Here is a 24,901-nt window from a genome sequence, read left to right on the forward strand (position 1 = left end):
GGTGTGTCTGGCAATGCTGTGCTAGCCAATCCACCGCTATCGCAGGCAAGCCAGCTCCCACATTTTGACCGTGCCGGCTCCTGCAGCGATGTGGGCGGGTCAGTCCGGGTTGGCCAGCCGTTGTACTAGCGCCGAGGCGCCTTTGTGCAACGGCTGATGCTTCAACCACACCGCGTTCACCACCATCGCCAGCCCGTTCTCGATGTTCTTGAAGTCCAACCGCCGCAACCGCCCTGCCGCCAGCAATGGCGCCACCGCCGACTGTGGGAAATTGCCCCAACCCAAGCCCGCCTCGACCATGTCCAGCGCCATGCCCAAGCTGTCGGTACGCCAATAGGATTGCCCCACGAGTGGGCGGCGATCGCTGAGAGGACTGTCCCGGCCCGCCACCAGAATCTGGCGTACCCGCACCAGGTCTTCCAGAAACGGCTCGCCTTGCGCCTGCGGATGGTGCGGGCCGATACAGGCGATCAACTGCTCACTGGCGACAAACTGAAAACGCTCCAGCACGTTCACGCTCAGCCCTGCAAACACCACGCACACCTGCACGCGCCCGCTGTGCAGCAACTGCAACACGTCATCTTGTGGCGCTGTCAGCACTTCGATTTCCAACAGTGGAAATTGCTCGCTGATGTCGGCGATGGCCGCGAGCAAACGCCGAGTATTGATATCCACCCCCACACCGATCGACAACTTGCTTTCCAGCCCCTGGGACAGTTGCAACGCATGCACCTGCAACTGCTTGAGCTGTTCGGCCATCAACCGCGCATGGGGGATCAGCGCCAGCGCGAGGTCGGTGGGCACCGGCTCGCGGTGGCTGCGATCAAACAACAGGTAACCCAGTTCGGCCTCAAGGTTGGCAATGCCCATGCTCACCGCCGAAGGCACCTTGCCCAGTGCCCGCGCCGCCGCTGAAAACGAGCCGCCCTCCACCACTGCCAGGAACACTTCAACGCTGTCGCTGGAAAAGCTCATCTCGCCACCTATCAATAAAACTGAAAGCTTCTGACTTTTTGTGTCAGCCATATTGACGCTATCTTCCGCGCCTAGTGACGTTCCTGTCACCCGAAAAAAGAGGAAGCGGTATGCAAGGCGTGAAACGCAAACTGGTGTATGTGTCGCTCTATGAGCTGATCGGCATGACCTTCTCGGCCCTCGGCCTGGCGCTGCTGTCCGGCACACACCCCTCCAGCACCGGGCCCCTGGCCGTGGTGATCACCACCGTCGCGGTCACCTGGAACTTCATCTACACCTCGCTGTTCGAGCGTTGGGAAAGCCGCCAGCATGACCGCACGCGCACAGTCAAACGGCGCATCGCCCACGCGGTAGGGTTCCAGCTGACGCTGATCGTGTTCCTGATTCCGCTGATCGCCTGGTGGATGAACGTGAATCTGGTGCAGGCGTTCCTGCTGGACCTGGCGCTGATCCTGTTCATCCCCTGCTACACCTTTGCCTTCAACTGGTTGTTCGACCGCACCTTCGGCTTGCCCGCATCGGCGCTGCCTGCCACATCGGCGTAGCTTCGAGCGTGCACCGCTGCTAGATTCCTTCAGGTCATCTTCAGCGACAGGGAAGCACCATGGGACACTCACTGAAAATCTTGGGCCGTACGTCCTCTATCAACGTGCGAAAAGTCCTCTGGACCTGCCAGGAACTGGGAATCGACTACCACCGCGAAGACTGGGGCATCGGCTACAGCCCCACCCAGTCCCCCGAGTTCCTCGCCCTGAACCCCAACGCCCAAGTCCCGGTGCTGATCGACGACCATGGCGTGCTGTGGGAATCCAACACCATATGCCGTTACCTCGTAGGCCTCTACCAACGCCACGACCTGCTGCCTGCCGAGCCCGCCCCACGGGCCCGGGTGGAGCAATGGATGGACTGGCAAGCCACCGAACTCAACCCGTCATGGGGCTACGCCTTCCACGCCCTGGTGCGCCAGAACCCGGACTACCAGGACCCGCAACGCATCAGCGCGGGCGTGCAGGCCTGGAATGACAAGATGGGTCTGCTGGAGCAACAGTTGCTCAAGACGGGCGCCTACGTGGCCGGTGATGAGTTCAGTCTTGCCGATATCCTCGTCGGCCTGTCGGTACATCGCTGGCGCAACGCGCCGCTGGAGCACCCACCCTACCCGGCGGTCGAGGCGTATTACCAGCGGCTCAGCCAGCGCTCGGGTTTCCAGAAGTTCGCCCTGGACGGTCACAACTGAGCCCCGCGCCATAAAACCTGCAAACACAAGGCCTTGGCGCAATAAATCGGTGAATGTGAGGCCAAACACAGGCAACTTCACATGCACCGATTTCCGTTAGCCAGCTAAGATTCCAGGCCACTGCTCCTGGAATCTCGCTCATGTCGACACTCACTGCCTCTGCCACGGACGGTATCGACCCGATCCGTGCCGCCCATATCAGCGCACGCATTGACCGCCTGCCCGCCGTCGCCACCGTCTGGCGCCTGGTGGCGCTGCTATCGATTGGCGGCTTTTTCGAGCTGTATGACCTGTTCCAGACGGCCTATATCAGCCCCGGCCTGATCAGCGACGGGCTGTTCCACACCGGCAGCGAGGGCGTGTTCGGCTTCTCGGACCAGGCCGCGTTCGCCTCGGCCACCTTCCTCGGCCTGTTCCTCGGCGCCAGCCTGCTCAGCCCGATTGCCGACCGTTTCGGGCGCCGCGCCATCTTCACCTTCGCGCTGGTCTGGTACACCGTCGCCACGGTGTTGATGGGGATCCAGACCTCCGCCCTGGGCATTATCTGCATGCGTTTTCTGGTGGGCATTGGCCTGGGAATCGAACTGGTGACCATCGATGCCTACCTGTCGGAACTGGTGCCCAAACGCATGCGCAGTTCGGCGTTTGCCTTCGCGTTTTTCGTGCAGTTCCTGTCGGTGCCGGCCGTGGCGCTGATGTCGTGGTGGCTGGTGCCCCAAGCTCCGTTTGGCATTTCTGGCTGGCGCTGGGTGGTGTTGGCCAGTGCAGTGTTTGCACTGTTTATCTGGTGGCTGCGCAAACGCCTACCGGAATCACCGCGCTGGCTGGCGCAGAAAGGCCGCTTCGAGGAAGCCAGTGCGATCCTCGACACCCTGGAAGCCCGCTGCCAGAAGGATCACGGCAAGCCCCTGGATGAACCCGAGCCCGAGGCCGTCAGCGTGCAAGGCAGCGGCCGCTTTGCCGATATCTGGCAACCGCCGTACCGTCGCCGCGCATTGATGTTGATCGTGTTCCATGTGTTCCAGGCCATCGGTTTCTTCGGCTTCGGCAATTGGTTGCCGGCATTGCTGTCGGGCCAAGGCGTCAGCGTGACCCACAGCCTGATGTACGCGTTCATCATCACCCTGGCCTACCCGCTGGGGCCGTTGCTGTTCGTGAAGGTGGCCAATCGCTTTGAGAACAAATGGCAGATTGTCGGCTCAGCCTTGGGCGCGATGATCTTCGGCAGCCTGTTCGCCCTGCAAACCACGGCGGTGGGCCTGGTGATCTGCGGGGTGATGATCACTTTCTGCAACGCCTGGCTCAGCTTCAGCTATCACTCGTACCAGAGCGAGCTGTTCCCCACCAACATCCGGGCGCGGGCGGTGGGGTTCTGCTATTCGTTCAGCCGCTTGTCCACGGTGTTCAGCAGCCTGTTGATCGGCTTGATCCTCGACCACCTGGGCACACCCGGCGTACTCGCGTTCATTGCCAGCAGCATGTTGATCGTGATGATCACCATCAGTGGGTTCGGGCCGCGCACGCGCAACCTGGCTCTGGAGAACATCGCCCACTGACGGCAAGGATCGGCCGTCGACAGGACAATACTTGCCGCGACGGCCGCGCCAGCCCCAATAAATACGGGGGCATGGCCCCCGGCACGCTATTTGCTCCACCTGTGGCACCGAACACACCCCAGGTGAGCAATCATGCTGATCAACAACAACACCCAAGCCATTTCCACCGTGCAACAGCTCAAGCGTGCCGACATGGACCCGGCCAACGCCGCCGCCAGCACGCTGTACAGCGGCGCCCTGCAAGCCGCGCAGCAAAGCGTGACCGTACCGGCCGCGCAAAAGGACCTGGACAAGGCCAACGACCGTATCGACGAGGCCTTCGCCAAGACCCGCGTGCAGTTGCAGGCCACCACCGCAGCCCCTGCGGCGACCACCGATGTGCCGGCAGCCGGTTCCAGCACCAGCACTGCCCGCGCTGACTTCACCGACTACATGAACAAAACCCCGGCCGAGCGTATCCGTGAGCAACTGCTCAAGGAACAGGGTTTGACCGAGGAAGAAGTGCAGGCCATGCCGCAGGAAAAACAGGACGCAATCGCCAAGCAAGTGGCTGAGCGCGTGAAGGAGCAGCAGGATCAGCAAGTTGCCGCCAAAGCCACTGACCCGGCACAAGCCGTGAAAGAAACCCTGGCCGCAATCTGACAAACGCCCCCCTGTAGGAGCCGGCTTGCCGGCGATGAGGCCCTTGAGTTCGATGTTGATCTCAGGGACGCCATCGCCGGCAAGCCGGCTCCTACAGGTATGGGTTACGCAGTCGCCGGTATGGGTTGTTTCAGTTGCAGAGTGGCGTTATTGCAGTTGCAACGTCGAATTGAACTGACTGATCGCATCCACCACATGCCGTGACCCTTCCTGAATCTCCAGGATCACCTGCCCCGCCTCATTCGCCAGTTCCACCCCCAGCCCCGTGCGGCTCAAGCTCGACTGCATGCTCGACACCGCGCTCACGGACAGGTCGTGGTTTTTGCGCACCACATCCACAATCTCCACCGTTGCCTGGCTGGTCCGTGCCGCGAGGCTGCGCACTTCGTCGGCCACCACCGCAAACCCGCGCCCGTGCTCACCGGCGCGCGCCGCTTCAATCGCCGCGTTAAGCGCGAGCATGTTGGTCTGCTCGGCGATGCTGCGGATGGTCTGCACGATGGCGCCGATGATGTCCGACTGCTTGCTCACGGCATCGATGCTTTGCGCGGCTTGGTTCAGGTCGTGGGAAATTTCTTCGATGATCTGCACCGTTTGCTGCACCACCTCCGAGCCTTTGCGTGCGCAGGCGTCATTTTGTACCGAGGTGGCATGAGCCGAATCCGCCGCGGTGCGCAGGGTGGTGACCTGATCGGTGATGTCACTGGCGAACTTCACCACCTTGTACAACCGGCCGTTGGTGTCGAAGATCGGGTTGTAGGACGCTTCCAGGAACAGCGTCTTGCCGTACTTGTTTTTGCGCTCGAAACGATGGGAGTGATATTCGCCGCGGTTGAGCGAGGCCCAAAACGCCTTGTACGAAGGCGAATCCACCTCGCTGCGGTGGCAGAACATGCTGTGGTGCTGGCCGATGATTTCTTCACGCGAGTACTGCACGGTGCGCAGGAAGTTGTCGTTGGCGTTGATGATCTGGCCCTGGGGGGTGAACTCGATCACCGCCATGGAGCGACTGATGGCGTCGATCAGGCTCTGGTTTTCGTGTTCATGGTGGACCCGCGCGGAAATATCCGACGCCACCTTGATCACGCTCTGCACCTGGTTCTGGCTGTCGAGCACCGGCATGTAGCTGGCCTCCAGCCACACCTCCTGGCCACGCTTGTTCAAGCGCATGAAGGTACCGCTTAGCGCTTCACCCCGCGCCAGGTCGCGCCACAACTTGGCGTAGGCCTCCGTGTGGGCGTAGGCCTCTTCGCAGAAGATCCGATGATGTTTGCCACGAATCTCCTCCACGGTGTAGCCCATGGCTTTGCAGAAGTTATCGTTGGCATCGAGAATCACGCCATTGCGGTCAAACTCGATCATCGCCATGGAACGGCTGATGGCGGCGAGTTTGGCGTTGGCTTCAGTGAGGGCACAGGAGAAACGTTCGATTTCTTGCAGGTCGGATTTGTGATGGCGGTTGAACATGTTCAGATCACCCTTGATTCCCGGCGCCTGGAAGGCGCATTCCATTCATAAGTTGGATAGAGCTGGCAAACCTTTCATGGGGAACAAACCAACCGAATCGCTTTATATGGCAAGCGTCATCACGGTTCAGGGTGAGCATAGACAGGGCTTGGCGCTATGCAAGGTCACTAGTCAGCCAGCATTTTTAACAATGCGCTGACCGCAGCGGAGGCCGGGCGGGTTGGGGAACCGACCAGGGCAAATTCGCGGTGCATCGGCACCGTCAACGGCATGACACGCAGGCCATTTCGCTGGGCCGGCAAGGCCATTTCGGGCACCAGTGTCACGCCGACGCCTTCGCGCACCAGGCTGAAGGCACTGTTAAACTCACGCACTTCCACACGAATATCACGCAGGCTCAGCCCGGCTGCGGCTCCCAGGCTGCGCGCGTTGGCGGTGCAACCACCGGTGGCCAGCACGAACGGTTGCTCCAGCAACTCCTCCAGCGACACCGTCGCTTCAGCCGGGCGCTGTGCGAACGCATGCTGGGCCGGCAGCACCGCCATCCAGAAATCGCGCCCCAGTACCGTGGCCTTGCGCTCGGGCTTGGGGTTGAGCACCACGCCCAGGTCGATCAGGTCGGCGTCCAGCAAGGTGTGCACTTCGCTGTCGGTGACATCCAGGGTGGTGACCTCGATACCGGGGTTCAACTGACGGAAGCGCTGCAGCAGCGGTGTCAAAAATGTCGCCAGCACCATGGGAAAACTCGCGATACGAATGCTCCCACGCAGCAGCGGGCGGGCTTCGTCGACGGTGGTCCGAATCGCCTGCAAGGCCCCGAGCATCACCCGCGCCTGTTCGATCACACTCAAGCCCAGGGCGGTCGGCAAGGTCTTGCGCGGCTCACGGGTAAACAATTGCGCACCCAGAGTCGCCTCCATGCCGGCCATGGCCTGGCTGGCGGCGGATTGGGTCATGCCCACGTGCTCGGCGGCGGCGGTGATGCTGCCGTGGTCGGCCACGGCCACCAGCAGGCGCCAGTGCATCAGGTTCATCATGGCAGTAGCTGTCCTTATGGCGGGGCTCTGAAGGTTTAATTTTACGCAAGGTGTCATGCCCGTGAGACTGGCGCAAATCCAAAGGAGTCGCCCTAGATGAAACTGTATTTCTTCCCCCACGCCTGCTCTCTCGCCCCGCATATCGTGCTGCGCGAATTGGCGCTGCCGTTCGAGCTGGTGCGGGTGGACAACCAGACCAAAACCACCGCCACTGGCGAGAACTTCCTGCAGATCAACCCCAAGGGCTACGTGGCGGCGCTGCAACTGGACAATGGCCAGGTGCTGACCGAAGCCAGCGCGATCCTGCAATACCTGGCCGACCAGAAAACCGAAGCGGGCCTGGCCCCGGCCAATGGCAGTTGGGAGCGCGTGCGCTTGCAGGAATGGCTGAACTTTATCGCCAGCGAAATCCACGGCGGCCTGGCGATCTTCTTCAATGGCGCGATCCAGGGCGACGTGCGCGCCATGTTCCTCGCCACCTTGCACAAGCGTTTCGCGATTCTGGTGCAGACGCTTGAGCGCCAGGATTACCTGCTGGAGTCCGGGTATTCGGTGGCGGATGCCTACCTGTTCGTGGTGCTGCGCTGGGCGGCGTTTCACGATATTGACCTGCAGGAATGGCCGGCGCTGGCGGCGTTTCAACAGCGCATCAGCGAGCGGCCAGCGGTGGTAACCGCATTGGCCACCGAAGCCGCCTGACCTCACCCACCTACCTGTAGGAGCCGGCTTGCCGGCGATGGCTTCCCTGAGTTCAACATTGAATTCAAGGGCCTCATCGCCAGCAAGCCGGGCTCCTACAAGGGGAAGGGGGTGGTTTGGAGGAAGGCGCTCAGGGCCAGCACGTCCACTGAGCCGGAGCGGTCCTGGTCCAGGTGCGCCACGTGGCGGCGTACCGCCTCATGGACCTGCCGCACGCCCTGCCCCAGTTGCAGCGGGCCACGCAGGTCGACGGCCTGCGCAGCGACGATCAGCTCGATGCTCGCCAACCACAGCACCCGCTCGGTCAAACGGCGGGTCTTGTCGACCACCGCCAGCGCTTGCCCGGCGTAATCTTCCACGCGATCGGCCACTGGCACACTCACCGCCGGCAACGGGTTGGCCAAGTGCCCGATTTCGGCGACCAGCGCCGAGCTGGTGCGTTGCAAAGCCGCCATCCCGACATGCCCTGGCTGGGTGATCAGAAACCGTGGCAAGTCGCTGGACGCAGGCGATAACAGCTTGGCGATGCGTTCAGCACTGCACACTGCCACCCGACTCAAGGCTAACCCCAAGCCTTCGGCCGCCAGCGCCAGATGGGTACTGTCAAAGTTCGCCGTGGCCAGTACCAACGCCTCTTCACTGATCAACGCCGGGTTATCCGCACCGCTGCGCAGTTCCAACTCGACCAGATCATACAGCTGTTGCAACGCCTGCTGCGCGGCGCCCTGTACCACCGTGGCACAGCGAAAGCTCAACGGGTCCTGCAAGCGGCGTGGGCCATCGGCCAACTCACCGCCCGCCAGCAGCTGTAGCAGCGCCGCCGATTGTTCGGCCTGCCCCGGCGCCGCTCGCAAGCGCGACGCCCACGGTTGGAACGGGCTGAGATTGGCCCGATAGCCTTCGCACGAAAGCGCCAGCGCCGCCAACAACGCATCCAGCACCTGCTGCGCTTCGGCCACCAGCAAGGCGCCCAGGCCGACACTCGCGGCATTCGCCGACACCAGCGCCAGGCCGTCCTTGCCGGTCAACGGCACCGACAACGCCAGGCTCAGGTGGGCCAGGGGCGCCAGGTCACTCTCGCCCAACGAGCCGAGCAACGGCACCGCGGGCTCGACCCCGGCATTGAGCAGCGCCAGCAACGCATCCGCTGCCCCAGGTGAAATGCCTGAACGGCCCTGGGCCAACCCCGCCAAACGCGCGGCTGTGATCGCGCGCACTTCCTGCCGGTTGGCCAGGCGCCCCACGCCCACCGCCCGACCCAGGGGAATATTCGCCTGCACAGGTGCCACCGGCGTATCCACCGCCGCGCCGAGGCCGGTGGTCACGCCATAAATCGGCGTGCCTTCGGCGGCCAGTTTCAGCAGCAGTGCGTGGCCTTCCTCGATGCGCTGACGCGCTCCAGCGCTGAAGTCGGCCGGTGCATCCTGCCGGGCAATCGTCAATAAATCCGCGAGCGCCAGGCCTTGGGGATCCAGCTCAATCATGCCCAGCGCAACCGCTGGCCAATCCCCAGGCGCTTGGCTTTTTCCAGCAGGGCGTGGCCCAGGGCGATATCGCTGAGGCTCAGCCCGCGGTGCCAGAACAGGATGGTTTCTTCAGGGTTTTCACGGCCATTTTTCAAGCCGGCAACGATCTGCCCCAGCTCGGCATGCAGGGTGTCGGCACTGAGTTTCCCCGCGTCGACATGCGCACGCAGCGAACCGAAAAGGCCGCCTTTGCACTGGCCCCAATCATCGACCACCAACTTGCTCATGATGTCGGTGAGCGACAGTTCCACTGCGCTCATGGTGCCGTAAGGCACGACAAACGCGCCGGGCTTGATCCAGTCGGTGCGCAGCAAGGGCTCGGGCTGATCCAGGCGCGAGGCCTCGACCACGATGTCGGCGCCGCGCACGGTGCTTTCCCAATCCTCGGTGACGATCACCGGTTTGCACAAGTCCTGGCGCAGGCGCTCGGCGAAGGCTTCGCGGCTTTCGCTGCGGCGCGAATGCACGCGGATTTCCTCGAAGTCGAACAGGTGATCCAGCAAGCGCACGTTCCAGTACGCGGTGCCCCGGGCGCCGATATGCGCCAGCACTTTGCTGTCGGGTCGGGCCAGGTATTTGGCACCGATGGCGGTGACCGCACCGGTGCGCATATCGGTGATGGCCGAGGCGTCGAGGATCGCCTTGGGAATGCCGGTGGCCGGGTCCAGCAGGTTGAGGATCGCCAGTTCCGAGGGCAGGCCCTTGCGGTAGTTGTCGACGAAATCCCCCACCACCTTAACGCCCGCGTAGCCGATGTCGCCGCCCAGCACACCACGCAGCACGTTGAAGTGGCCGTTGATCTCGCCGCCGGGAATCAGGTGGGTGCGCGGCTCGATCACCGCCTCGCCCCGGCCCTGGATCGCCAGGCTGGCTTCGATGGCGGTGAGGATTTCGTCGTTGGAGAGGCCCAGTTCATCGATGTCGAGGCCGTTGAGAAAGTCGATGTAGATCGGTTGCATGGTCTGCTCACTGATAAAAGAAAACTTCACGCCAACCCCTTCTGTAGGAGCCCGGCTTGCCGGCGATGGCGATTTTACGGACGCCATCGCCGCGGTGCGACGATTCGACAAGCCGGGCTCCTACAGGGTTTAGGGAGATCAAGGGGCGTGGAACACGATTTGCTGCACATCGACCTTTTTCGGGATCAGGCCGTTGGCAAAGAACAGGTCGGCGGTGCGTTGCTGGTTAGCGACGTCGACGGCTTGCAGCGGACGGATCGGCGCCGGCGAGCGGTGTTCGAAGTAGCTGCGCACCACGGCCGGTGGCAGGCCCAGGGTCTTGGCCATCAGGGCGATGCTGTCGTCGGGCTGGTCCAGGGACAGGCGCTGCGCCTTGGCCAGGGTCTGGATGATGGTGGCAACCACCTGCGGGTGCTGTTGTGCAAACGGATGGTTGACCACAAAGAAACTGCCGGCCGGGTTGAGGCCCTGGCCATCGCCCAGCACACGGGCGGAACCGTCGACCACGGCGGCCGAGTAGTAAGGGTCCCACACCACCCACGCGTCGACCTTGCCCTGCTCGAACGCGGCGCGCCCATCGGACGGTGACAGGTACACCACGTTCACGTCTTTCCATTGCAAACCGGCGCGCAGAAGGCTTTTCAAGAACAGGTTGTGGGCACTGGAACCCTTGAGCAGCGCCACGCGCTTGCCCTTGAGTTCGGCCACGCTCTGGATCGTGCTGGACTTGGGCACCAGCACCGCTTCGGTCTTGCCTTCATTGGGCTCGACGGCGAAGTACTGCAGGTCAATGCCAGCCGCCTGAGCGAAGATCGGCGGGATGTCGCCGATATTGCCGATGTCCAGGCTGCCGCCGTTCAACGCCTCGATCAGCGGCGGGCCACCGAGAAATTCGATCCACTGTACCTGGGTGCCGGGCAGCGCGGCTTCAAAGAGCTTGTGCTCACGGGCCAGCACCATGCTCACCGAGCTTTTCTGGTAGCCGATGCGCAAGGTGGCCGGGTCGGCCGCCAGCACGTGGCCAGCGACCAGCGATAGAACGGCAGCAGCGAGGAATTTAAGCATCAGAGCGCCCCCTTGACCTTGGCCGCGACGTCCGCCGGCACCCACTGTTGCCAGACTTGCGGTTGCTCCTTGAGGAACGTCAACGCCACTTGGCGCGGTTGCTCACGCTTCTCGCTCATCTGTGCGAGGGTGCCGTTGAGCAGGTCGATCGGCAGGTCGACTTTCTCGAAGAACGTCACCAACTGCGGGTACTGCGCCTTGAACGGCGCCGACACGCCAATCGCCAAATGCGCGGGCAACGAACGGGTGCCGATGGGGTGCGGATTGTGGGCGTCGGCCAGGGTTTTCCAGGCCTCGGCGTTGAACGGCGGCTCTTCCAGCTTGATCAGCTTGAAGCGGCCGAGCAGCGGCGTCGGCGACCAGTAGTAGAACAACACCGGCTTGCCGCGACGGATCGACGACGCCACCTCGGCGTCCAGCGCCGCGCCGGAACCGGTGCGGAAGTTGACGAAGGTGTCGGTCAGGCCATACGCCTTGAGCTTCTGGCTGTTGACGATCTCCGAGGTCCAGCCGGTGGGGCTGTTGAGGAAGCGCCCTTTGCTGGGGTCTTCGGGGTCACGGAACACGTCTTTGTAGCGCGCCAGGTCGGCCACCGATTTCAGCTCGGGCGCCAGCGGTTTGATACCCCGTTCGGCATCGCCCTTGATCACGTACTCGGGCACCCACCAGCCTTCGGTGGCGCCTTTGACCGTGTCGCCCAGGCCGAACACCTTGCCTTCACTTTCGGCCTTGACCCACGCCGGACTGCGCCCGGCCCACTCTTCGCCGATCACCTGAATGTCGTCCTTGGCCAGGGCGGCTTCCAGGCTCACGGTGCTGCCGGGCAAGGTGTCGGTGGGCAGGCCGTAGCCTTTCTCGACGATCACGCGCAGCACTTCGGTGATGAGGCTGCCGCTTTCCCAGGTGATGTCACCGAAGTGGATCGGCTTGACCGCGTCGGCGGCGGGCGCGTGTTGGGCCACAAGGGCCAGTGCCAGTAGTGAGCCACCGAGCAGATGTTTGATCTTTTTCATGCAGAACCTCGTGGTGATTCGGATGAGTAATACGGTGCATTGGATGACGCCATCGCCGGCAAGCCGGCTCCTACAGATCAACTCAATCCTGTAGGAGCCGGCTTGCCGGCGATGGCCTCGACTCGATCTCAACCCTTAAAAGTCATAACTGAGCCGCGTGTAGTAAAACGCCCCCTCCGGCGCGGTCGGCGACAGGTAGCTGTATTGCTGACCGGGCGTCTGGCGCAGGCGGGTGTTGAAGTCGTCGGGTTTGCTGTCGAACAGGTTGTTCACGCCCACCGAGACGCGCAGTTGCTTGGTGAACGCGTAGTTCACGTCCAGGTCGGTGGTCCATTGCGCGCTGAAGGTCTGGTCGTATTGGGCATTGGCTTCGGCAGCCGCGTATTTGCGGTATTTGCCGTAGCGGGTTTCGTTGAGGGCAATGGTCCACTGGTTGATCTTGTGCACCGCGCCGAACACCAGCTTGTCCTCGGGGTAGCCATGCTCGATAAAGCCACGGGCTTCGCGGGTCAGCACTTCGAAGCCGTTGGGGTTTTCGTGGACCTTCTCGATGGTGGTGCGGGCCTTGGTGTAGCCGGCCGACAGGTTCAGGTCACCGAACTGCGCAAGGTCAATGTTGTACTTGCCGACGATGTCGACACCCCGGGTGCGGGTGTCGGCGGCGTTGGTCATGAACTGCGCCCAGGAGTACTGGCCGTAGCCGGCATTGTTGAGGATCTGCTCGGCCAAGGGCCCGGAAATACCGCCGCTGAACAACAGCCGGTCGCGGATCGAGATCTGGTAGGCATCGACGGTCAGGGATGCGTGTTCGGTCGGTCGCAGCACCAGGCCCAACGAGTAGTTGGTGGATTTTTCTGGCTTGAGCGCCTGGGCGCCGAGGGCACGGGCGGCCGGGTTGTCGGCCGGCAGCATGCGGGTCAGCACCGGGTTGCCGTTGACGTCCAGGTTGGTGGTGGTGGTCCACGACGTGCCGATCTGCCCCAGGCTCGGCGCGTGGTACGCGTTGTTGACCGTCGCGCGCACGCCCACTTGCGGGGTGAAGTCATAGCGCGCCGACAGCTTGCCCGTGGTGGCCGAGCCGAAATCCGAGTAGTGCTCGGTGCGCCCGGCCACGCCCACTTGCAGCTTGTCGGTGACCTGGTTTTCCAGGCCGAAATACACCCCGCCCACGTCGCGCTTGAAGGTGCCGGCGTCATCCGGCGTCAGGCCCGAAGCCTGCACCGCGCCCACTTGCACGTTGTCGATACCGCCATAGGAGTAGGAATCGTAGTCACCCGCCTCCAGGCGATATTGCTCATGCCGGTAGGCCACGCCGGCCGAGACGGTCAGCGGGTGGCTGGACCAGTTCACGTCCAGGTCCTTGGCGTAGTCGAGGGTGATGTTGGTCTGGTCGTTGATCAGGGTGGCGACGTTGAATTTGGTCGGGCTGTTGGCACCGTAGCTGGGGTTGACGGTGTTGAAGGCCAGTTCATCGTGCTCGTCGCGACCATAAGTGGCGCTCAGGTCGAAGCGACCGATGCTGTCATCCTCATAACGGGTGCCCACGGTGATGGCGCCGTCTTCATAGCGATAGCGGTATTTGGGGATCGTGCCGTTGGGGTAGATCGCCGCCACGTTATTCGGGCTGCTGGCCAGCAACGGCGGCGTGTTGTTCACCGACGTGTCCTGGCCAAAGGTGGCGAAGCTGTAGAGGCGCCATTGATCGTTCAGGCCGATCTCGGCGTTGGCCGCCAGGTTGTATTTGTCACGCCCGGCACCGCCCCAGCGCGGGTCTTGCACCTGGCCGTCGGCCACGTACTTGTCGCCGATATCGTCGGGTTTGTTGTTCAGGGTGTTGAAGCTCAGGGTCAGGAAGCCATCGCCCGGCAGGCCGATGCCGTACCAGCCGTCGGTGGTCTTGCTGAAGCCGTCGCCCTGGGCGTACTTGCCCAGTTGCGTGTTGATGCCGCCGCCGCTGTCGCGCTCCTTGAGCACGATGTTGACCACGCCGGCCACTGCGTCGGAGCCGTACTGCGCCGAGGCGCCATCACGCAGCACTTCGACGTGGTCGATGGCGCTGATGGGGATCATGTCCAGGTCCACCGGCTGGGCACCAATGAACGGCACGCCACCGGAAATATTCACCACCGCCGAGGTGTGCCGGCGCTTGCCGTTGATCAGCACCAGGGTCTGGTCCGGTGACAGGCCGCGCAGTGACGCGCCCTTGGGGTCCTGGCCACGGGTGGCGCTGTTGTTCTGCGGAAAGTTGAACGAGGGCAGCAACTGGAACAGCGCCTGGTTAAGGCTGGTGGCGCCGGTCTGCTTGAGTTCTTCGGCGTTGATCACGTCCACCGGGGCGCTGCTGGTCAGAGCCGTGGCGTCACTGCGACGGGTGCCGATGGCGACCACGCGGTCCAGGGTCGGCGCCTGCGCGGCGCTGGTCTGGGCCTTGACGCTGCTGGTGGCGTTTTTGCTCGCGCCTTCCTTGATGATAAAGGCACCTTCCGGGCTGACCTGCACTTGCAGGCCGGTGCCCTTGAGTGCGGCGTCGACGGCCTGGTGGGCCGACAGCGAACCGTCCACGCTGGCCGAGGAATACTGGCCCAGTTGCGGCGTGAAGGAGATCACCTGGCCGCTCTGACGGCTGATGTTCAGCAGCACTTCATCCAACGGGCCAGGGGCGATGTGATAGACCTGACGCGCCTCTTCGGCACTGGCGGCAAATGACAAAAACAGGCTGGCCAACGGCACCAGGGCAAAGGTTCGAAGCGGCACACGGTTGAACTGACTCACTTTGGCTCCCCCCAAGGAAACTCGAGAACGCTGCTCCCCGCAGCGCTTACGGGAGTGATGTGGGACAGCCGGGGGAAAACTTGCAGATCGTTTGGTTATGTCCTTAGAACCCCCACCGAACAACCGCCGCTCTGTAGGAGCTGGCTTGCCAGCGATGCAGGCGCCTCGGTCTTTGTTTAGGACCGGGTTGATGCCATCGCCGGCAAGCCGGCTCCTACAGAGGTCAGGCCGCACTGACGGTCACCCACAGGCCGGTACGGCGCGTGATGTGGATCGGCAAGGTGCGCGCCAGGGTGTCGAGGATTTGCTGGGGGTTGTCGAGGCGGTACAGGCCGCTTACGCGCAGGCCGGCGACAGCGGGGTCCAGGCGCAGCACGCCGTTGTGATACGGGCGCAACGCCTCGATCACCTCGGCCAGCGGGCGGTCGCGTACCTGCAGGAAACCATCGACCCACGCGGTAGCGGCAGAAGAACTGGCCTCAACAGGGCCAAAGCCCGTGGGGTCGTAGTGCACTTCATGGCCGGCCGCCAGTTGCAGGCGCTCGCCGTCCTGGCGGTCGATCTGCACCGCGCCGCTGAGCGCGACGACCTGGCCCTGCCCTTCCCGCTCACGCACCAAAAAGCGATTGCCATAGGCGTGCAGGCGCGCGTGGTCAGTCTGGATCAGAAACGGTCGATTGCGGTCGCTGGCAACCTTGGCGAGTAACTCGCCTTCGCGCAGGCGCACCAGGCGCCGTTGCGAATCAAACCGGATATCCGCCGCGCTTTGCGCGTTCAACAGTAATTCGCTGCCATCGGCCAGGGTGACGGTGCGGCGCTCGCCGGTGCCGGTGCGGACATCGGCGGTCAGCTCCGACAAGCCCATGGGCTTGGCCAGCAGCGCTGCGCCGATAGCCACGCCTGCGCCGGCCAACGCGATCTGCAACACCTGGCGCCGACTGGAAGGCGCGTCCAACGCCTGCTGCAACACTTTGCCGCTCACCCCCTGGGCCTGGGGAATCTGGAACACGCCCAGGCGCGTCTCCAGTTGCTGGCACAGCGCTTCGTGGCGCGGGTCACTGGCGCGCCACTGGTGATAACGCTGCCAATCCGCCGCCGTGGCCTGACCCGAACGCAACAGCACGTACCAGTGCGTGGCACTGTCGATCAGTTCGTCGTTCATTCCAGGCACAGCCGCAGGCAACGGTTGAGGGCGCGGGCCATGTAGTCGCTCACCGAGCGCTGGGATATACCCAGCTCGACCGCGATTTCCGGGTAGGTCAGGCCATTGAGCTGCGACAACAAAAAGGTCGCCTTGACCTTGGCCGGCAAACCGTCGAGCAAGTGGTCGATGGCCTGCAGGGCTTCGAGCATTTGCGCCAGGTCTTCGGGCGAGGGTGCGGTGGAGGTTTCGTCGTTGTCGAGGGCGTCGAGGTAGGCGCGCTCCAGGTCCCGGCGACGCCACAGCTGGTACATCAGGCGCTGGGCAATGGTGGTGAGCAAGGCACGGGGTTGCCGGATCGGCATCACACCCGGCGAACTCAAGAGTTGGACAAAGGTGTCGGCGGCGATGTCTTCGGCGTGCGCACGGGAGTCGAGATGACGGTGCAAACGGCTGCACAGCCAGTCGTAATGACTGCGGAACAATCCGCCCACGTAATCGCTGTGAGAAGTGTCGGCGCCGGACATAGTGGCTCCATTTGAGTAGGTTGCGCGTTATGTCCGGTGTTCCGGTGGAGCGATCCTAGCAAGGCGACTTATTCTTTAATAATATTTAAAAGGTATTTTTATATAACCTTATTGAAGTACCGAGTAGCCAGCGCTGGCGGCTTGCTGTTGATAGTCCAGCAGCACCTGATAGTCGTCTTCGCTGGCCGGGAGCACCTCCTGCACGCCCAGGGTTTCAACCACCTGCGGCAAATCCTGCAGCGCCTGGTTCATCGCCTGGCGAATCGTGGCGACCTGTTCATCGCTCAAACCCAGCGGGCCGATATAAGGCAAGGTCGGGCTGGGCGCGCTACGGGTGATGAGGCGCAGCCCCGCCACGTCCTGCGGGGCGAAACGGGCCAGGTAGTCGTAGGTCACGCTGTCGATGGCGGCGAGGTCGGCGCGGTTTTCCCGCAGCCAGCGCAGGCTCTCGCGGTGCGCGCCGCTGATGCCGACGCTGGCGAAGAAGCGGCCATCGCGCTGCAACGGCGCGAGGCGTTCGCGCAGCAGGTTCATGCCGCTGTTGGAATCATGGCCATTGATCACGCCACGGCTGTCGTAGAACTGCGCCAGGCTGGTACGCGGGTTGTCGTCGCGGGTCAGCAGCAGGCTGCAATGTTCTCCGCCGCTGCTGTGGGGCAACTCGTAGCGCGGGCGGCCGATGACGCGGACCCTGCCGCGCAACTGGGTCATCAGCGGGTAGCCGCAGGTTTGTGTGACGAGCAGTTCGGAGGCGAGCCACAGGCCGTGCAGGTCAAGGTGGTCGGCGTTGCGGCGGCTAAGGCCGAGCCGTTCAAGAATACGTGCCAGCCACTGCTGGTTGGCCTGGTGTATGTGATCCGGCGCGACGTACATCAGCAGCTCGGCGTAATGCTCACTCATGGTTTTGTCTCACGCAAAAGGATGCCGGGGGCTGTCGATGGCCTTGAGGCCGTGACGGCTGATCAACTGGCCATAGCCCTGCACCAGGAACCCACCGCTGCGGGCCACCCACTGCTCGCGGCGCGCGCGATACACCGCGGGCAGCAAATACCAGGGCAGTTTCGGCAAGTCGTGGTGCACCAGGTGCAGGTTGTTGTTGAGGAACAACCAGGTCCACGGCCAGGACGCTTCGTTGAGCACGGTGCGCTGTTCCGGTTGCGGGTGTGGGCGGTGTTCATAGTAGGAACGGATCGACGCCAGCGACAAGGCTGGCACGCTGACCAGCAGCAGGTAGTGCAGCACCGACAAGGCGCTGTAGTGGGCGATGAAGCTGAGCATTAGTACGGTGACGGCGCCGTGGCACAGCCACATCGGCCATACCTGCGGCAGGCGTTGCCACTCATGGCGGGCCAGCCGGCCAATCGCCAACGGAGCGGCCAACAGGAAACGGCCGAGCACGGTCTTGGTCAGCCAATGTACACCACGCTCGAACAATGAGCTGCTGTCCCATTGGGCTTGCTTGAGGTATCGGCTTTCCGGGTCGATGCCCGGCAGCGTGAGGTCTTCGTCGTTGTGGTGCAGCAGGTGGCTGTCGCGGTACAGCGTATAGGGGTACCACACGGCAAACGGGGCGTAGCCGAGCAGTTTGTTCACGAACAGCGAACGGGTGGGATGGCCATGGAGCAGTTCGTGTTGCACCGACAGCCACAGCGTCACCAGCGGGATCAGCAACAAGGTGCTCAGCCACAGGCCCAGCCAATGGCTGGCGAACATCACGCTGAACCAGCCGGCATAGACGCCGATGATCAGCAGCCAGGTCGGCCATTCGGTGCGTACGGTAAAACGTTGCGCCAGGGCTTCGATTTCCCGGCGTTGGGTCAGATCAAGGTAGTTGGCCATCGGCAGCTCAGAGCAGGTGTTTCCTGCTCTGTGCAGCGAGGCCGGAAAATCTTGCAGATCATTTGGTTCTAAGCTTGGAACTCAATGGCCGAACAAGCCGGTTTCGGATTTCTTGGCTTTCTTGTCGGCGCGTTTTCCATCGGCGGTCTTGGCCGGTTTCTTCTTCGCGGCTTTCTTTGAATCCATACCTTTGGCCATGATGCGTACTCCACGTGCAGGGGATGTAGCACTGGGTATACCACCTATTGGGCGGCAGAAGGCGCTTATAATCCCCGCCCCTTCACAACGCCTGTATGACCACCATGCCTGAATTGACCCTGGAACTGCTGGCAGAGCCTCTGTGGCCGCTGCTGAACAAGTTTTATCGCAGCCACGACTCGTCGATGAAAGCCCTCAAGGGCGGGCGTTTGTGGGTGGCGCGGGAAAGCGAGATTGTCGCCGGGCTGTGCCTGACCCCGGTGGTCGGCGGGCAGTGGCTGACCCCGGTGGTCGGCGGGCAGTGGCTGACCGGTGTGTTCGTGGCCCCCACCTATCGCGGCCAGGGCCTGGCGGCGCGCTTGATCCGCCAGGCGGTGGCATCGAGTGAAGGCACGGTGTGGCTGCTGTGCCATCCGGACCTTGAGGGGCTTTATCAGCGCATGGGGTTCAGCCAGCAAACGCTATTGCCTCAATCCTTGAGCGAGCGGCTGGTGCGCTACAAGCGCAACAAGCCGATGATCGCCATGGGCTTAGAACCGTTGGTGAGGTCGACCTTCGATAATGTGTGATCAGCCGGTGGAGGGCCCATGCTAGCCTCGACGGCACAGTGGCCCCAAACAGGACGATCATGAACAAGACGCTTGCAGCCCTCTCCCTCACCGCCCTCCTCGCCCCGGCCATGAGCCACGCAGCCGACGCACCGATCAGCGCCAAGCAATACGCCAGCGTGCTCGCCGGCACCTGGCGCGACCCGGCCAACAGTGCGCGTGATGTTTATCGCCACCCGCAACAGACCCTGGAATTCTTTGGCCTGGGCGCCAAACAGACGGTGATAGAAATCACCCCGGGGGGCGGCTGGTACAGCGAAGTGCTGGCGCCGCTGCTCAAGGACCACGGGCATTACATTGCCGCCGTGCAGGCAGCCAGCGTCAGTACCTACGCGCGCACGTCCGAAGAGAACCTGAAGAAGAAATTCGCCGCCGCCCCTGCACAGTACGCCAAGGCTCAGGTGGTGGAGTTTGATCCCAAGGCGCCAGTGTTCGGCAAGCCGGCGTCGGCCGATGCCGTGCTGACCTTTCGTAATGTGCATAACTGGGTAGAAGCCGGCACCGCGCCGGCCACCTTCAGCGCGTTCTATCAGGTGCTGAAACCGGGTGGCGTGCTGGGTGTGGAAGACCACCGGGCCAAGGACGGGGCGGACCTGGAGGCCATCAAGGACAGCGGCTACCTGACCACCGCCCAGGTGGTGAAGCTGGCCACCGATGCCGGGTTCAAGTTGGCGGGGCAAAGCGAGGTGAATGCCAACCCGAAGGACACCAAGGACTATGCCGGTGGCGTGTGGACTTTGCCACCGACGTTGCGATTGGGTGAGCAGGACAAGGCCAGGTATGTGGCGATTGGTGAGTCGGACCGGATGACGTTGCGGTTTGTGAAGCCCGCCCAATAAGCCGACTGAACACAAAACCAATGTGGGAGCTGGCTTGCCTGCGATAGCGTTCTGACAGTCACCGTTGCAGCGACTGACAGACCGCTATCGCAGGCAAGCCAGCTCCCACAGTTTTGATCGGTGTTGTGTCAGAGGGTCAGTCGTCGGCACTGGGGTCCATGTCAGGGAACATCACTTCGATAAAGCCGAACTTGCTGAAGTCGGTGATCCGCGACGGGTACAACCGGCCGATCAGGTGGTCGCATTCATGCTGCACCACCCGCGCATGAAAGCCGTCGGCGATGCGCACAATCGGCTCGCCCTTGGGGTCGAAGCCTTCGTAGCGAATCTGCTGGTAGCGGTTCACGGCGCCACGCAGGCCCGGCACCGACAGGCAACCTTCGTAACCCTCTTCCAGCACCGGGCTCAGCGGCGTGATCAACGGGTTGATCAGGATGGTCTGCGGCACCGGAGGCGCGTCCGGGTAGCGTTCGCTGGCTTCGAAACCAAAGATCACCAGCTGCAGATCAACGCCGATCTGCGGCGCGGCCAGGCCGACGCCGCCCACGTGTTCCATGGTCTGGAACATGTCATCGATCAATTGCCACAGCTCGGGGCTGTCGAACATTTCCGGGGGGACCGGTGGCGCAATGCGCAGCAGGCGCTCGTCGCCCATTTTCAGGATTTCACGGATCATCGATCAGACTTCATCGGTAGTGGGCTTGGAATGGTCACGGCCGAGGCCTGAGACGTGTTGTTTTTCATCCGTGTCGGCGTGCTCATCAAAATCCTTCTCGCCAGGGTCCTTGCCTTCGACCGACATGTGTTCGATCACGGCATTCATCTCCGCGCCGAGCAGCAGCACGGCGGCAGAAATATAGAAGTACAGGAGCAGGACGATGATCGCACCGATACTGCCATACATGGCGTTGTAGTCGGCGAAGGTTTTGACGTAGTAGCCAAAGCCAAGGGAGGCGACGATCCACACCACCACGGCCAGCACCGAGCCCGGAGTGATAAAGCGGAATTTCTGCTTCACGTCGGGCATCACGTAATACATGAGGGCCACGGCGAACATCAGCAAGATCACAATCAGCGGCCAACGCAGGATGGTCCACAGCGTGACCACGATATCCTGCATACCGATTTGCCCCGCCAGCCATTCCATCACCTGCGGGCCGAGCACCATCAGCGCGGCGGCGGCCAGCAACATGCCCGCGATTCCAACGGTGTAGAACACCGAGAGCGGAAAACGCTTCCAGATCGGCCGGCCCTCGACCACGTCATACGCGGCATTCATTGCGCTCATCATCAGGCGCACGCCCGCCGAGGCGGTCCACAGGGCAATCACGATACCCACCGAGAGCAGGCCGCCCTTGGATTGCTGCAACTGGTCGATCACCGGGTTGACCTGCTCCAGGGCCTGGGGCGGCAGTACCAGCTCCGACTGCATGCGCAGCCAGCTGAAAAAGTCCGGCAGGCGCAGGAAACCGATCAGGGCGATCAAGAACAGCAGGAAGGGAAACAGGGAGAACAGCATCTGGTAGGCCAGTGCCGAGGCATAGGTGGGCATCTCGTCATCGACGAACTCTTTGACGGTGCGCACCAGCACCTGGTGCAGCTTGAGGCCTTGCAGTACCGGAAAGATCATAGCGTCTCCTTTCGCCGCAAAAAGGTTGAGTTCAGTGGGCGACTCAGGGGCCGTTTTCTACATCAAGGTAGCCTATTTGGCGACCTTGAAACAATTTCGAAACTTTAGCGGTAACAGATGACATAAAAACGGCCATCCGTGGATGGCCGTTTGCACTGCTGGAAAGCACACTTATTTGGTGGCTTTTTTCACAGCGTCCTTGGTGTCGCCAATCGCTTTTTCGACTTGGCCTTTCTTTTCCTGCACCACGCCTTCAGCGCGCAGTTTGTCGTTGCCGGTGACTTTGCCGACGCCTTGCTTGATGTTGCCGACGGCTTCGTCTTTCAAACCTTTTGCCTTATCCGCTGTGCTGCCCATGGTATTTCTCCAGAAGAACAATCAAGGGTTTTGGTCATTACCTAGAGATTGACCCGAGGCCGTTCGGCAGAGTTTCAATTATTTTCACGCGGCATTTCATCGCCGGCCGCAGGTTTGGCTTTATGTTTTGCAGCCAACCCACGAGAATGCCCGGCACATTCAGGCTATAACGCTGAATAACAGATCCCGTAGGAAGGTTATGAAACTCAATAAAGCACAGGCCATCGCCCGCAGAAACACCGAACTGGGCGGTGCCGTACTCGGCGTCAACAACTGCCACTTCACCGACCTGGACCGCAAACGCAACATCTGGTGGTTCGACCTGCCGGTGGGCCGTATCGCGATTGGCCAGTACGAGTGGATCCACCTGTTGATGCACAACGCCGAGACCGACCAGTTGCTGCACCTGAAGGTGCCGACGGTGTTCCTGCGCGAGAAGCTCGAAGGCCTGGTGGTGCGCAATGCGGGCAAGCGCAAGCCGGAGATCACCCTGGAGCTGAGCGCGGACAAGGATTCGTTCCTCAAGGACGTGCGCCCGGCTGGCGCCGGTGTCAGCTTCGCGCAGTTTTCCCTGTAAAAACTCGGTCAAAAAACTGTGGGAGCTGGCTTGCCTGCGATAGCGATATTTCAGTCACCTGATGTATCGACTGGCAAACCGCTATCGCAGGCAAGCCAGCTCCCACAGGGTATGCATTCCAAATCGGAAAATCAGCAGGCCATAAAAAACCCCGCATCAGCGGGGTTTTTTATGGGTTACTTTTTAAGACCGAGCTTCTTCAGCTCTTCATCACGTAACTCACGCCGCAGGATCTTGCCCACGTTGGTGGTCGGCAACGCATCGCGGAATTCCACGGCCTTCGGCACTTTGTAACCGGTGAGGTTGGCGCGCATGTGCTCCATCACCTGGTCCTTGGTGAGCGTCGCGCCTGGCTTGACCACGATGAAGATCTTGATGTGTTCCCCGGACTTCTCGTCCGGCACACCGATGGCCGCGCATTGCAGCACGCCCGGCAGGCCGGCCAGCACGTCTTCCAGTTCGTTGGGGTACACGTTGAAACCGGAGACCAGGATCATGTCCTTCTTGCGGTCGACGATGCGCATGTAGCCGTCTTGCTGGATGAGCGCGATATCACCGGTCTTCAACCAGCCTTCGCTGTCGAGGATTTCGGCGGTGGCGTCTTCACGCTGCCAGTAACCCTTCATCACCTGCGGGCCCTTGATGCACAGCTCGCCGATTTCGCCCAGCGGCAACTCGGTGCCGTCGTCGGCAATCACCTTGCACAGGGTCGACGGCACGGGAATGCCGATGGTGCCGATCTGGGTGTACTGGATCGGGTTGACGGTGGCCACCGGGCTGGTCTCGGTCATGCCGTAACCTTCGCAGATGCCACAACCGGTCACGTCTTTCCAGCGCTCGGCGGCCGCCAGTTGCAGGGCCATGCCGCCCGACAGGGTGACTTTCAATGCCGAGAAATCCAGCTTGCGGAACGCTTCGTTGTTGCACAGCGCCACGAACAGCGTGTTCAGACCGACAAAGCCGCTGAACTTCCACTTGGACAATTCCTTGACCATCGCCGGCAGGTCGCGCGGGTTGCTGATCAGGATGTTGTGGTTGCCGATCAGCATCATCGCCATGCAATGAAAAGTGAACGCATAGATGTGGTACAGCGGCAGCGGCGTGATCAGGATCTCGCAGCCCTCGTTGAGGTTGGAGCCCATCAGCGCCTTGCACTGCAACATGTTGGCGACGAGGTTGCGATGGGTGAGCATCGCGCCCTTGGCCACGCCGGTGGTGCCACCGGTATATTGCAGCACGGCCACATCGCTGCTGGCCGGGTTGGCGTCGCTGACCGGTTGGCCATGCCCCTTGGCCAGCACGTCGTTGAACTTGATCGCCTTCGGCAGGTGGTACGCCGGGACCATCTTCTTCACGTACTTGATGACGCTGTTGATCAGCAGGCGCTTGAGCGGCGGCAACAGGTCGGCAACTTCGGTCACGATCACGTGCTTGACGGAGGTCTTGGGCACGACCTTTTCCGCCAGGTGGGCCATGTTGGCCAGGCACACCAGGGCCTTGGCGCCGGAGTCGTTGAATTGGTGTTCCATTTCCCGCGCGGTGTACAGCGGGTTGGTGTTGACCACGATCAGGCCGGCGCGGATGGCACCGAACACGGCGACCGGGTATTGCAGGACGTTGGGCAGTTGCACGGCGATGCGATCACCGGGCTTCAAATCGGTGTGCTGTTGCAGGTACGCGGCGAACGCGCCGGACAATTCGTACAACTCACCGTAGGTGATGGTCTTGCCCAGGTTGCTGAAAGCCGGTTTGTTGGCGAAGCGCTGGCAGGACTGCTTCAGTACCGCCTGAATATTCGGATACTCGTCTGGATTGATGTCTGCAGCAATCCCGGCGGGGTACTTATCCTTCCAAAAGTCTTCGTTCATGGAAGCCCACTCCTCAGCGACGCGAATTCATCATCGCATTTGATGCGATTATTATTGGTGTATGTTTTTTTAGGTGAATCTGGCGCTTTCAAGCAGGCCTAGACGTCACAAAGCGCGCCGAGAGTAGCAGCTTTGCCAAGGGCCGCCTAGAGCCAAAGGTGGGCCCCACAGTCATAATCACGACTGTCCTACAATATTTGGTCACACTTTAAACCAGGGCAAATTCCCCCAGTAAAAGGCTCTGGAATGGGCCTTTCAGATCAACAAATAGCAATGTGGGAGCTGGCTTGCCTGCGATGGCGGTGTATCAGTCAATACATCCTGTGACTGATACACCGCCATCGCAGGCAAGCCAGCTCCCACAATTTT

General features: G+C 62.0%; 24 protein-coding genes and 1 pseudogene. 8 read left to right on the forward strand and 17 right to left on the reverse strand.

Annotation, left to right across the window (positions count from 1 at the left end):
• Window positions 1–99: 99 nt before the first annotated feature.
• On the reverse strand, window positions 100–975 hold the full coding sequence (locus HX792_RS00005) for a LysR family transcriptional regulator (protein ID WP_176994215.1): 876 nt from the start codon (window positions 973–975) through the stop codon (window positions 100–102).
• A gap of 110 nt (window positions 976–1,085) precedes the next feature.
• Here HX792_RS00005 and HX792_RS00010 point away from each other — a divergent pair, with 110 nt between their 5' ends.
• The 4 genes from HX792_RS00010 (at window position 1,086) to HX792_RS00025 (ending at window position 4,410) form a co-directional block, all read left to right on the forward strand.
• A complete protein-coding gene (locus HX792_RS00010) occupies window positions 1,086–1,520 on the forward strand; it encodes a PACE efflux transporter (RefSeq protein WP_176994216.1) in 435 nt (144 codons plus the stop codon).
• A gap of 59 nt (window positions 1,521–1,579) precedes the next feature.
• The gene (locus tag HX792_RS00015) at window positions 1,580–2,212 is read left to right on the forward strand and encodes a glutathione S-transferase family protein (RefSeq protein WP_176994217.1); all 633 of its coding nucleotides are present in this window, start codon (window positions 1,580–1,582) and stop codon (window positions 2,210–2,212) included.
• Between the two features lie 140 nt (window positions 2,213–2,352).
• A complete protein-coding gene (locus HX792_RS00020; RefSeq protein ID WP_176994218.1) occupies window positions 2,353–3,768 on the forward strand; it encodes an MFS transporter in 1,416 nt (471 codons plus the stop codon).
• 132 nt (window positions 3,769–3,900) lie between these two features.
• Complete coding sequence (locus HX792_RS00025; RefSeq protein WP_176994219.1) at window positions 3,901–4,410, forward strand: hypothetical protein; 510 nt, start codon at window positions 3,901–3,903, stop codon at window positions 4,408–4,410.
• Window positions 4,411–4,557: 147 nt separating this feature from the next.
• On the opposite strand, the gene HX792_RS30500 is transcribed toward HX792_RS00025, so the two are convergent.
• The 3 genes and pseudogenes from HX792_RS30500 to HX792_RS00035 form a co-directional block, all read right to left on the reverse strand.
• Window positions 4,558–5,127, reverse strand: a complete 570-nt coding sequence (locus tag HX792_RS30500) for a methyl-accepting chemotaxis protein (protein WP_371319317.1) — start codon at window positions 5,125–5,127, stop codon at window positions 4,558–4,560.
• A pseudogene (locus HX792_RS30505) lies at window positions 5,101–5,922 on the reverse strand (PAS domain-containing protein); the annotation flags it as partial. The pseudogene HX792_RS30505 and the gene HX792_RS30500, both read right to left, overlap by 27 nt.
• Before the next feature lie 122 nt (window positions 5,923–6,044).
• A complete protein-coding gene (locus HX792_RS00035) occupies window positions 6,045–6,914 on the reverse strand; it encodes a LysR family transcriptional regulator (protein WP_176994221.1) in 870 nt (289 codons plus the stop codon).
• A 96-nt stretch (window positions 6,915–7,010) separates the two neighbouring features.
• Between HX792_RS00035 and gstA the strand changes: the two genes are divergently transcribed.
• Window positions 7,011–7,613, forward strand: a complete 603-nt coding sequence (gene gstA / locus HX792_RS00040) for a glutathione transferase GstA (protein WP_176994222.1) — start codon at window positions 7,011–7,013, stop codon at window positions 7,611–7,613.
• 95 nt (window positions 7,614–7,708) lie between these two features.
• Here the strand turns inward: gstA and HX792_RS00045 are convergent, their stop codons facing one another.
• The 9 genes from HX792_RS00045 to HX792_RS00085 form a co-directional block, all read right to left on the reverse strand.
• Window positions 7,709–9,097: an aromatic amino acid lyase gene (locus tag HX792_RS00045; protein ID WP_176994223.1), complete on the reverse strand. Its 1,389-nt coding sequence runs from the start codon at window positions 9,095–9,097 to the stop codon at window positions 7,709–7,711.
• Entirely contained in the window at window positions 9,094–10,098 is a 1,005-nt protein-coding gene (locus tag HX792_RS00050; RefSeq protein WP_176994409.1) for an ornithine cyclodeaminase family protein, read from the reverse strand. Before HX792_RS00050 ends, HX792_RS00045 begins: the two co-directional genes overlap by 4 nt.
• A gap of 138 nt (window positions 10,099–10,236) precedes the next feature.
• Window positions 10,237–11,163, reverse strand: coding sequence for an aliphatic sulfonate ABC transporter substrate-binding protein (locus HX792_RS00055; protein ID WP_176994224.1), 927 nt, complete (start codon window positions 11,161–11,163; stop codon window positions 10,237–10,239).
• Window positions 11,163–12,176 (reverse strand): ABC transporter substrate-binding protein, encoded by a 1,014-nt coding sequence (locus HX792_RS00060; RefSeq protein ID WP_176994225.1) that lies wholly within the window; start codon window positions 12,174–12,176, stop codon window positions 11,163–11,165. Before HX792_RS00060 ends, HX792_RS00055 begins: the two co-directional genes overlap by 1 nt.
• Window positions 12,177–12,311: 135 nt before the next feature.
• Window positions 12,312–14,948, reverse strand: coding sequence for a TonB-dependent receptor (locus HX792_RS00065; RefSeq protein ID WP_176994226.1), 2,637 nt, complete (start codon window positions 14,946–14,948; stop codon window positions 12,312–12,314).
• 223 nt (window positions 14,949–15,171) lie between these two features.
• A complete protein-coding gene (locus HX792_RS00070; RefSeq protein ID WP_176994227.1) occupies window positions 15,172–16,110 on the reverse strand; it encodes a FecR domain-containing protein in 939 nt (312 codons plus the stop codon).
• Window positions 16,107–16,616 carry a sigma-70 family RNA polymerase sigma factor gene (locus HX792_RS00075; RefSeq protein WP_176994228.1) on the reverse strand — a complete coding sequence of 170 codons (510 nt, stop codon included), beginning with the start codon at window positions 16,614–16,616 and terminating at the stop codon, window positions 16,107–16,109. The genes HX792_RS00070 and HX792_RS00075 overlap by 4 nt, the downstream gene beginning before the upstream one ends.
• Window positions 16,617–16,724: 108 nt before the next feature.
• Window positions 16,725–17,516 carry a phosphate/phosphite/phosphonate ABC transporter substrate-binding protein gene (locus HX792_RS00080; RefSeq protein ID WP_176994229.1) on the reverse strand — a complete coding sequence of 264 codons (792 nt, stop codon included), beginning with the start codon at window positions 17,514–17,516 and terminating at the stop codon, window positions 16,725–16,727.
• Between the two features lie 9 nt (window positions 17,517–17,525).
• The gene (locus HX792_RS00085; RefSeq protein ID WP_176994230.1) at window positions 17,526–18,455 is read right to left on the reverse strand and encodes a fatty acid desaturase; all 930 of its coding nucleotides are present in this window, start codon (window positions 18,453–18,455) and stop codon (window positions 17,526–17,528) included.
• Between the two features lie 302 nt (window positions 18,456–18,757).
• On the opposite strand from HX792_RS00085, the gene HX792_RS00090 reads away from it, so the two are divergent.
• On the forward strand, window positions 18,758–19,222 hold the full coding sequence (locus HX792_RS00090; RefSeq protein ID WP_176994231.1) for a GNAT family N-acetyltransferase: 465 nt from the start codon (window positions 18,758–18,760) through the stop codon (window positions 19,220–19,222).
• A 59-nt stretch (window positions 19,223–19,281) separates the two neighbouring features.
• Window positions 19,282–20,100 (forward strand): class I SAM-dependent methyltransferase, encoded by an 819-nt coding sequence (locus HX792_RS00095; RefSeq protein ID WP_176994232.1) that lies wholly within the window; start codon window positions 19,282–19,284, stop codon window positions 20,098–20,100.
• A gap of 136 nt (window positions 20,101–20,236) precedes the next feature.
• Here the strand turns inward: HX792_RS00095 and def are convergent, their stop codons facing one another.
• The 3 genes from def to HX792_RS00110 all read right to left on the reverse strand — a co-directional run bounded on the left by def (window position 20,237) and on the right by HX792_RS00110 (window position 22,087).
• Window positions 20,237–20,776, reverse strand: coding sequence for a peptide deformylase (def, locus tag HX792_RS00100; protein WP_176994233.1), 540 nt, complete (start codon window positions 20,774–20,776; stop codon window positions 20,237–20,239).
• 3 nt (window positions 20,777–20,779) lie between these two features.
• Window positions 20,780–21,730, reverse strand: coding sequence for a YihY/virulence factor BrkB family protein (locus tag HX792_RS00105; protein ID WP_176994234.1), 951 nt, complete (start codon window positions 21,728–21,730; stop codon window positions 20,780–20,782).
• A gap of 171 nt (window positions 21,731–21,901) precedes the next feature.
• A complete protein-coding gene (locus HX792_RS00110) occupies window positions 21,902–22,087 on the reverse strand; it encodes a CsbD family protein (RefSeq protein WP_176994235.1) in 186 nt (61 codons plus the stop codon).
• 199 nt (window positions 22,088–22,286) lie between these two features.
• On the opposite strand from HX792_RS00110, the gene HX792_RS00115 reads away from it, so the two are divergent.
• On the forward strand, window positions 22,287–22,664 hold the full coding sequence (locus tag HX792_RS00115; protein ID WP_176994236.1) for a hypothetical protein: 378 nt from the start codon (window positions 22,287–22,289) through the stop codon (window positions 22,662–22,664).
• A gap of 176 nt (window positions 22,665–22,840) precedes the next feature.
• Here HX792_RS00115 and fadD1 read toward each other — a convergent pair whose 3' ends face one another.
• Window positions 22,841–24,532: a long-chain-fatty-acid--CoA ligase FadD1 gene (gene fadD1 / locus HX792_RS00120; protein ID WP_176994237.1), complete on the reverse strand. Its 1,692-nt coding sequence runs from the start codon at window positions 24,530–24,532 to the stop codon at window positions 22,841–22,843.
• Window positions 24,533–24,901: the final 369 nt, after the last annotated feature.

Source organism: Pseudomonas sp. B6002 (assembly GCF_013385985.1).
Classification (GTDB): domain Bacteria; phylum Pseudomonadota; class Gammaproteobacteria; order Pseudomonadales; family Pseudomonadaceae; genus Aquipseudomonas.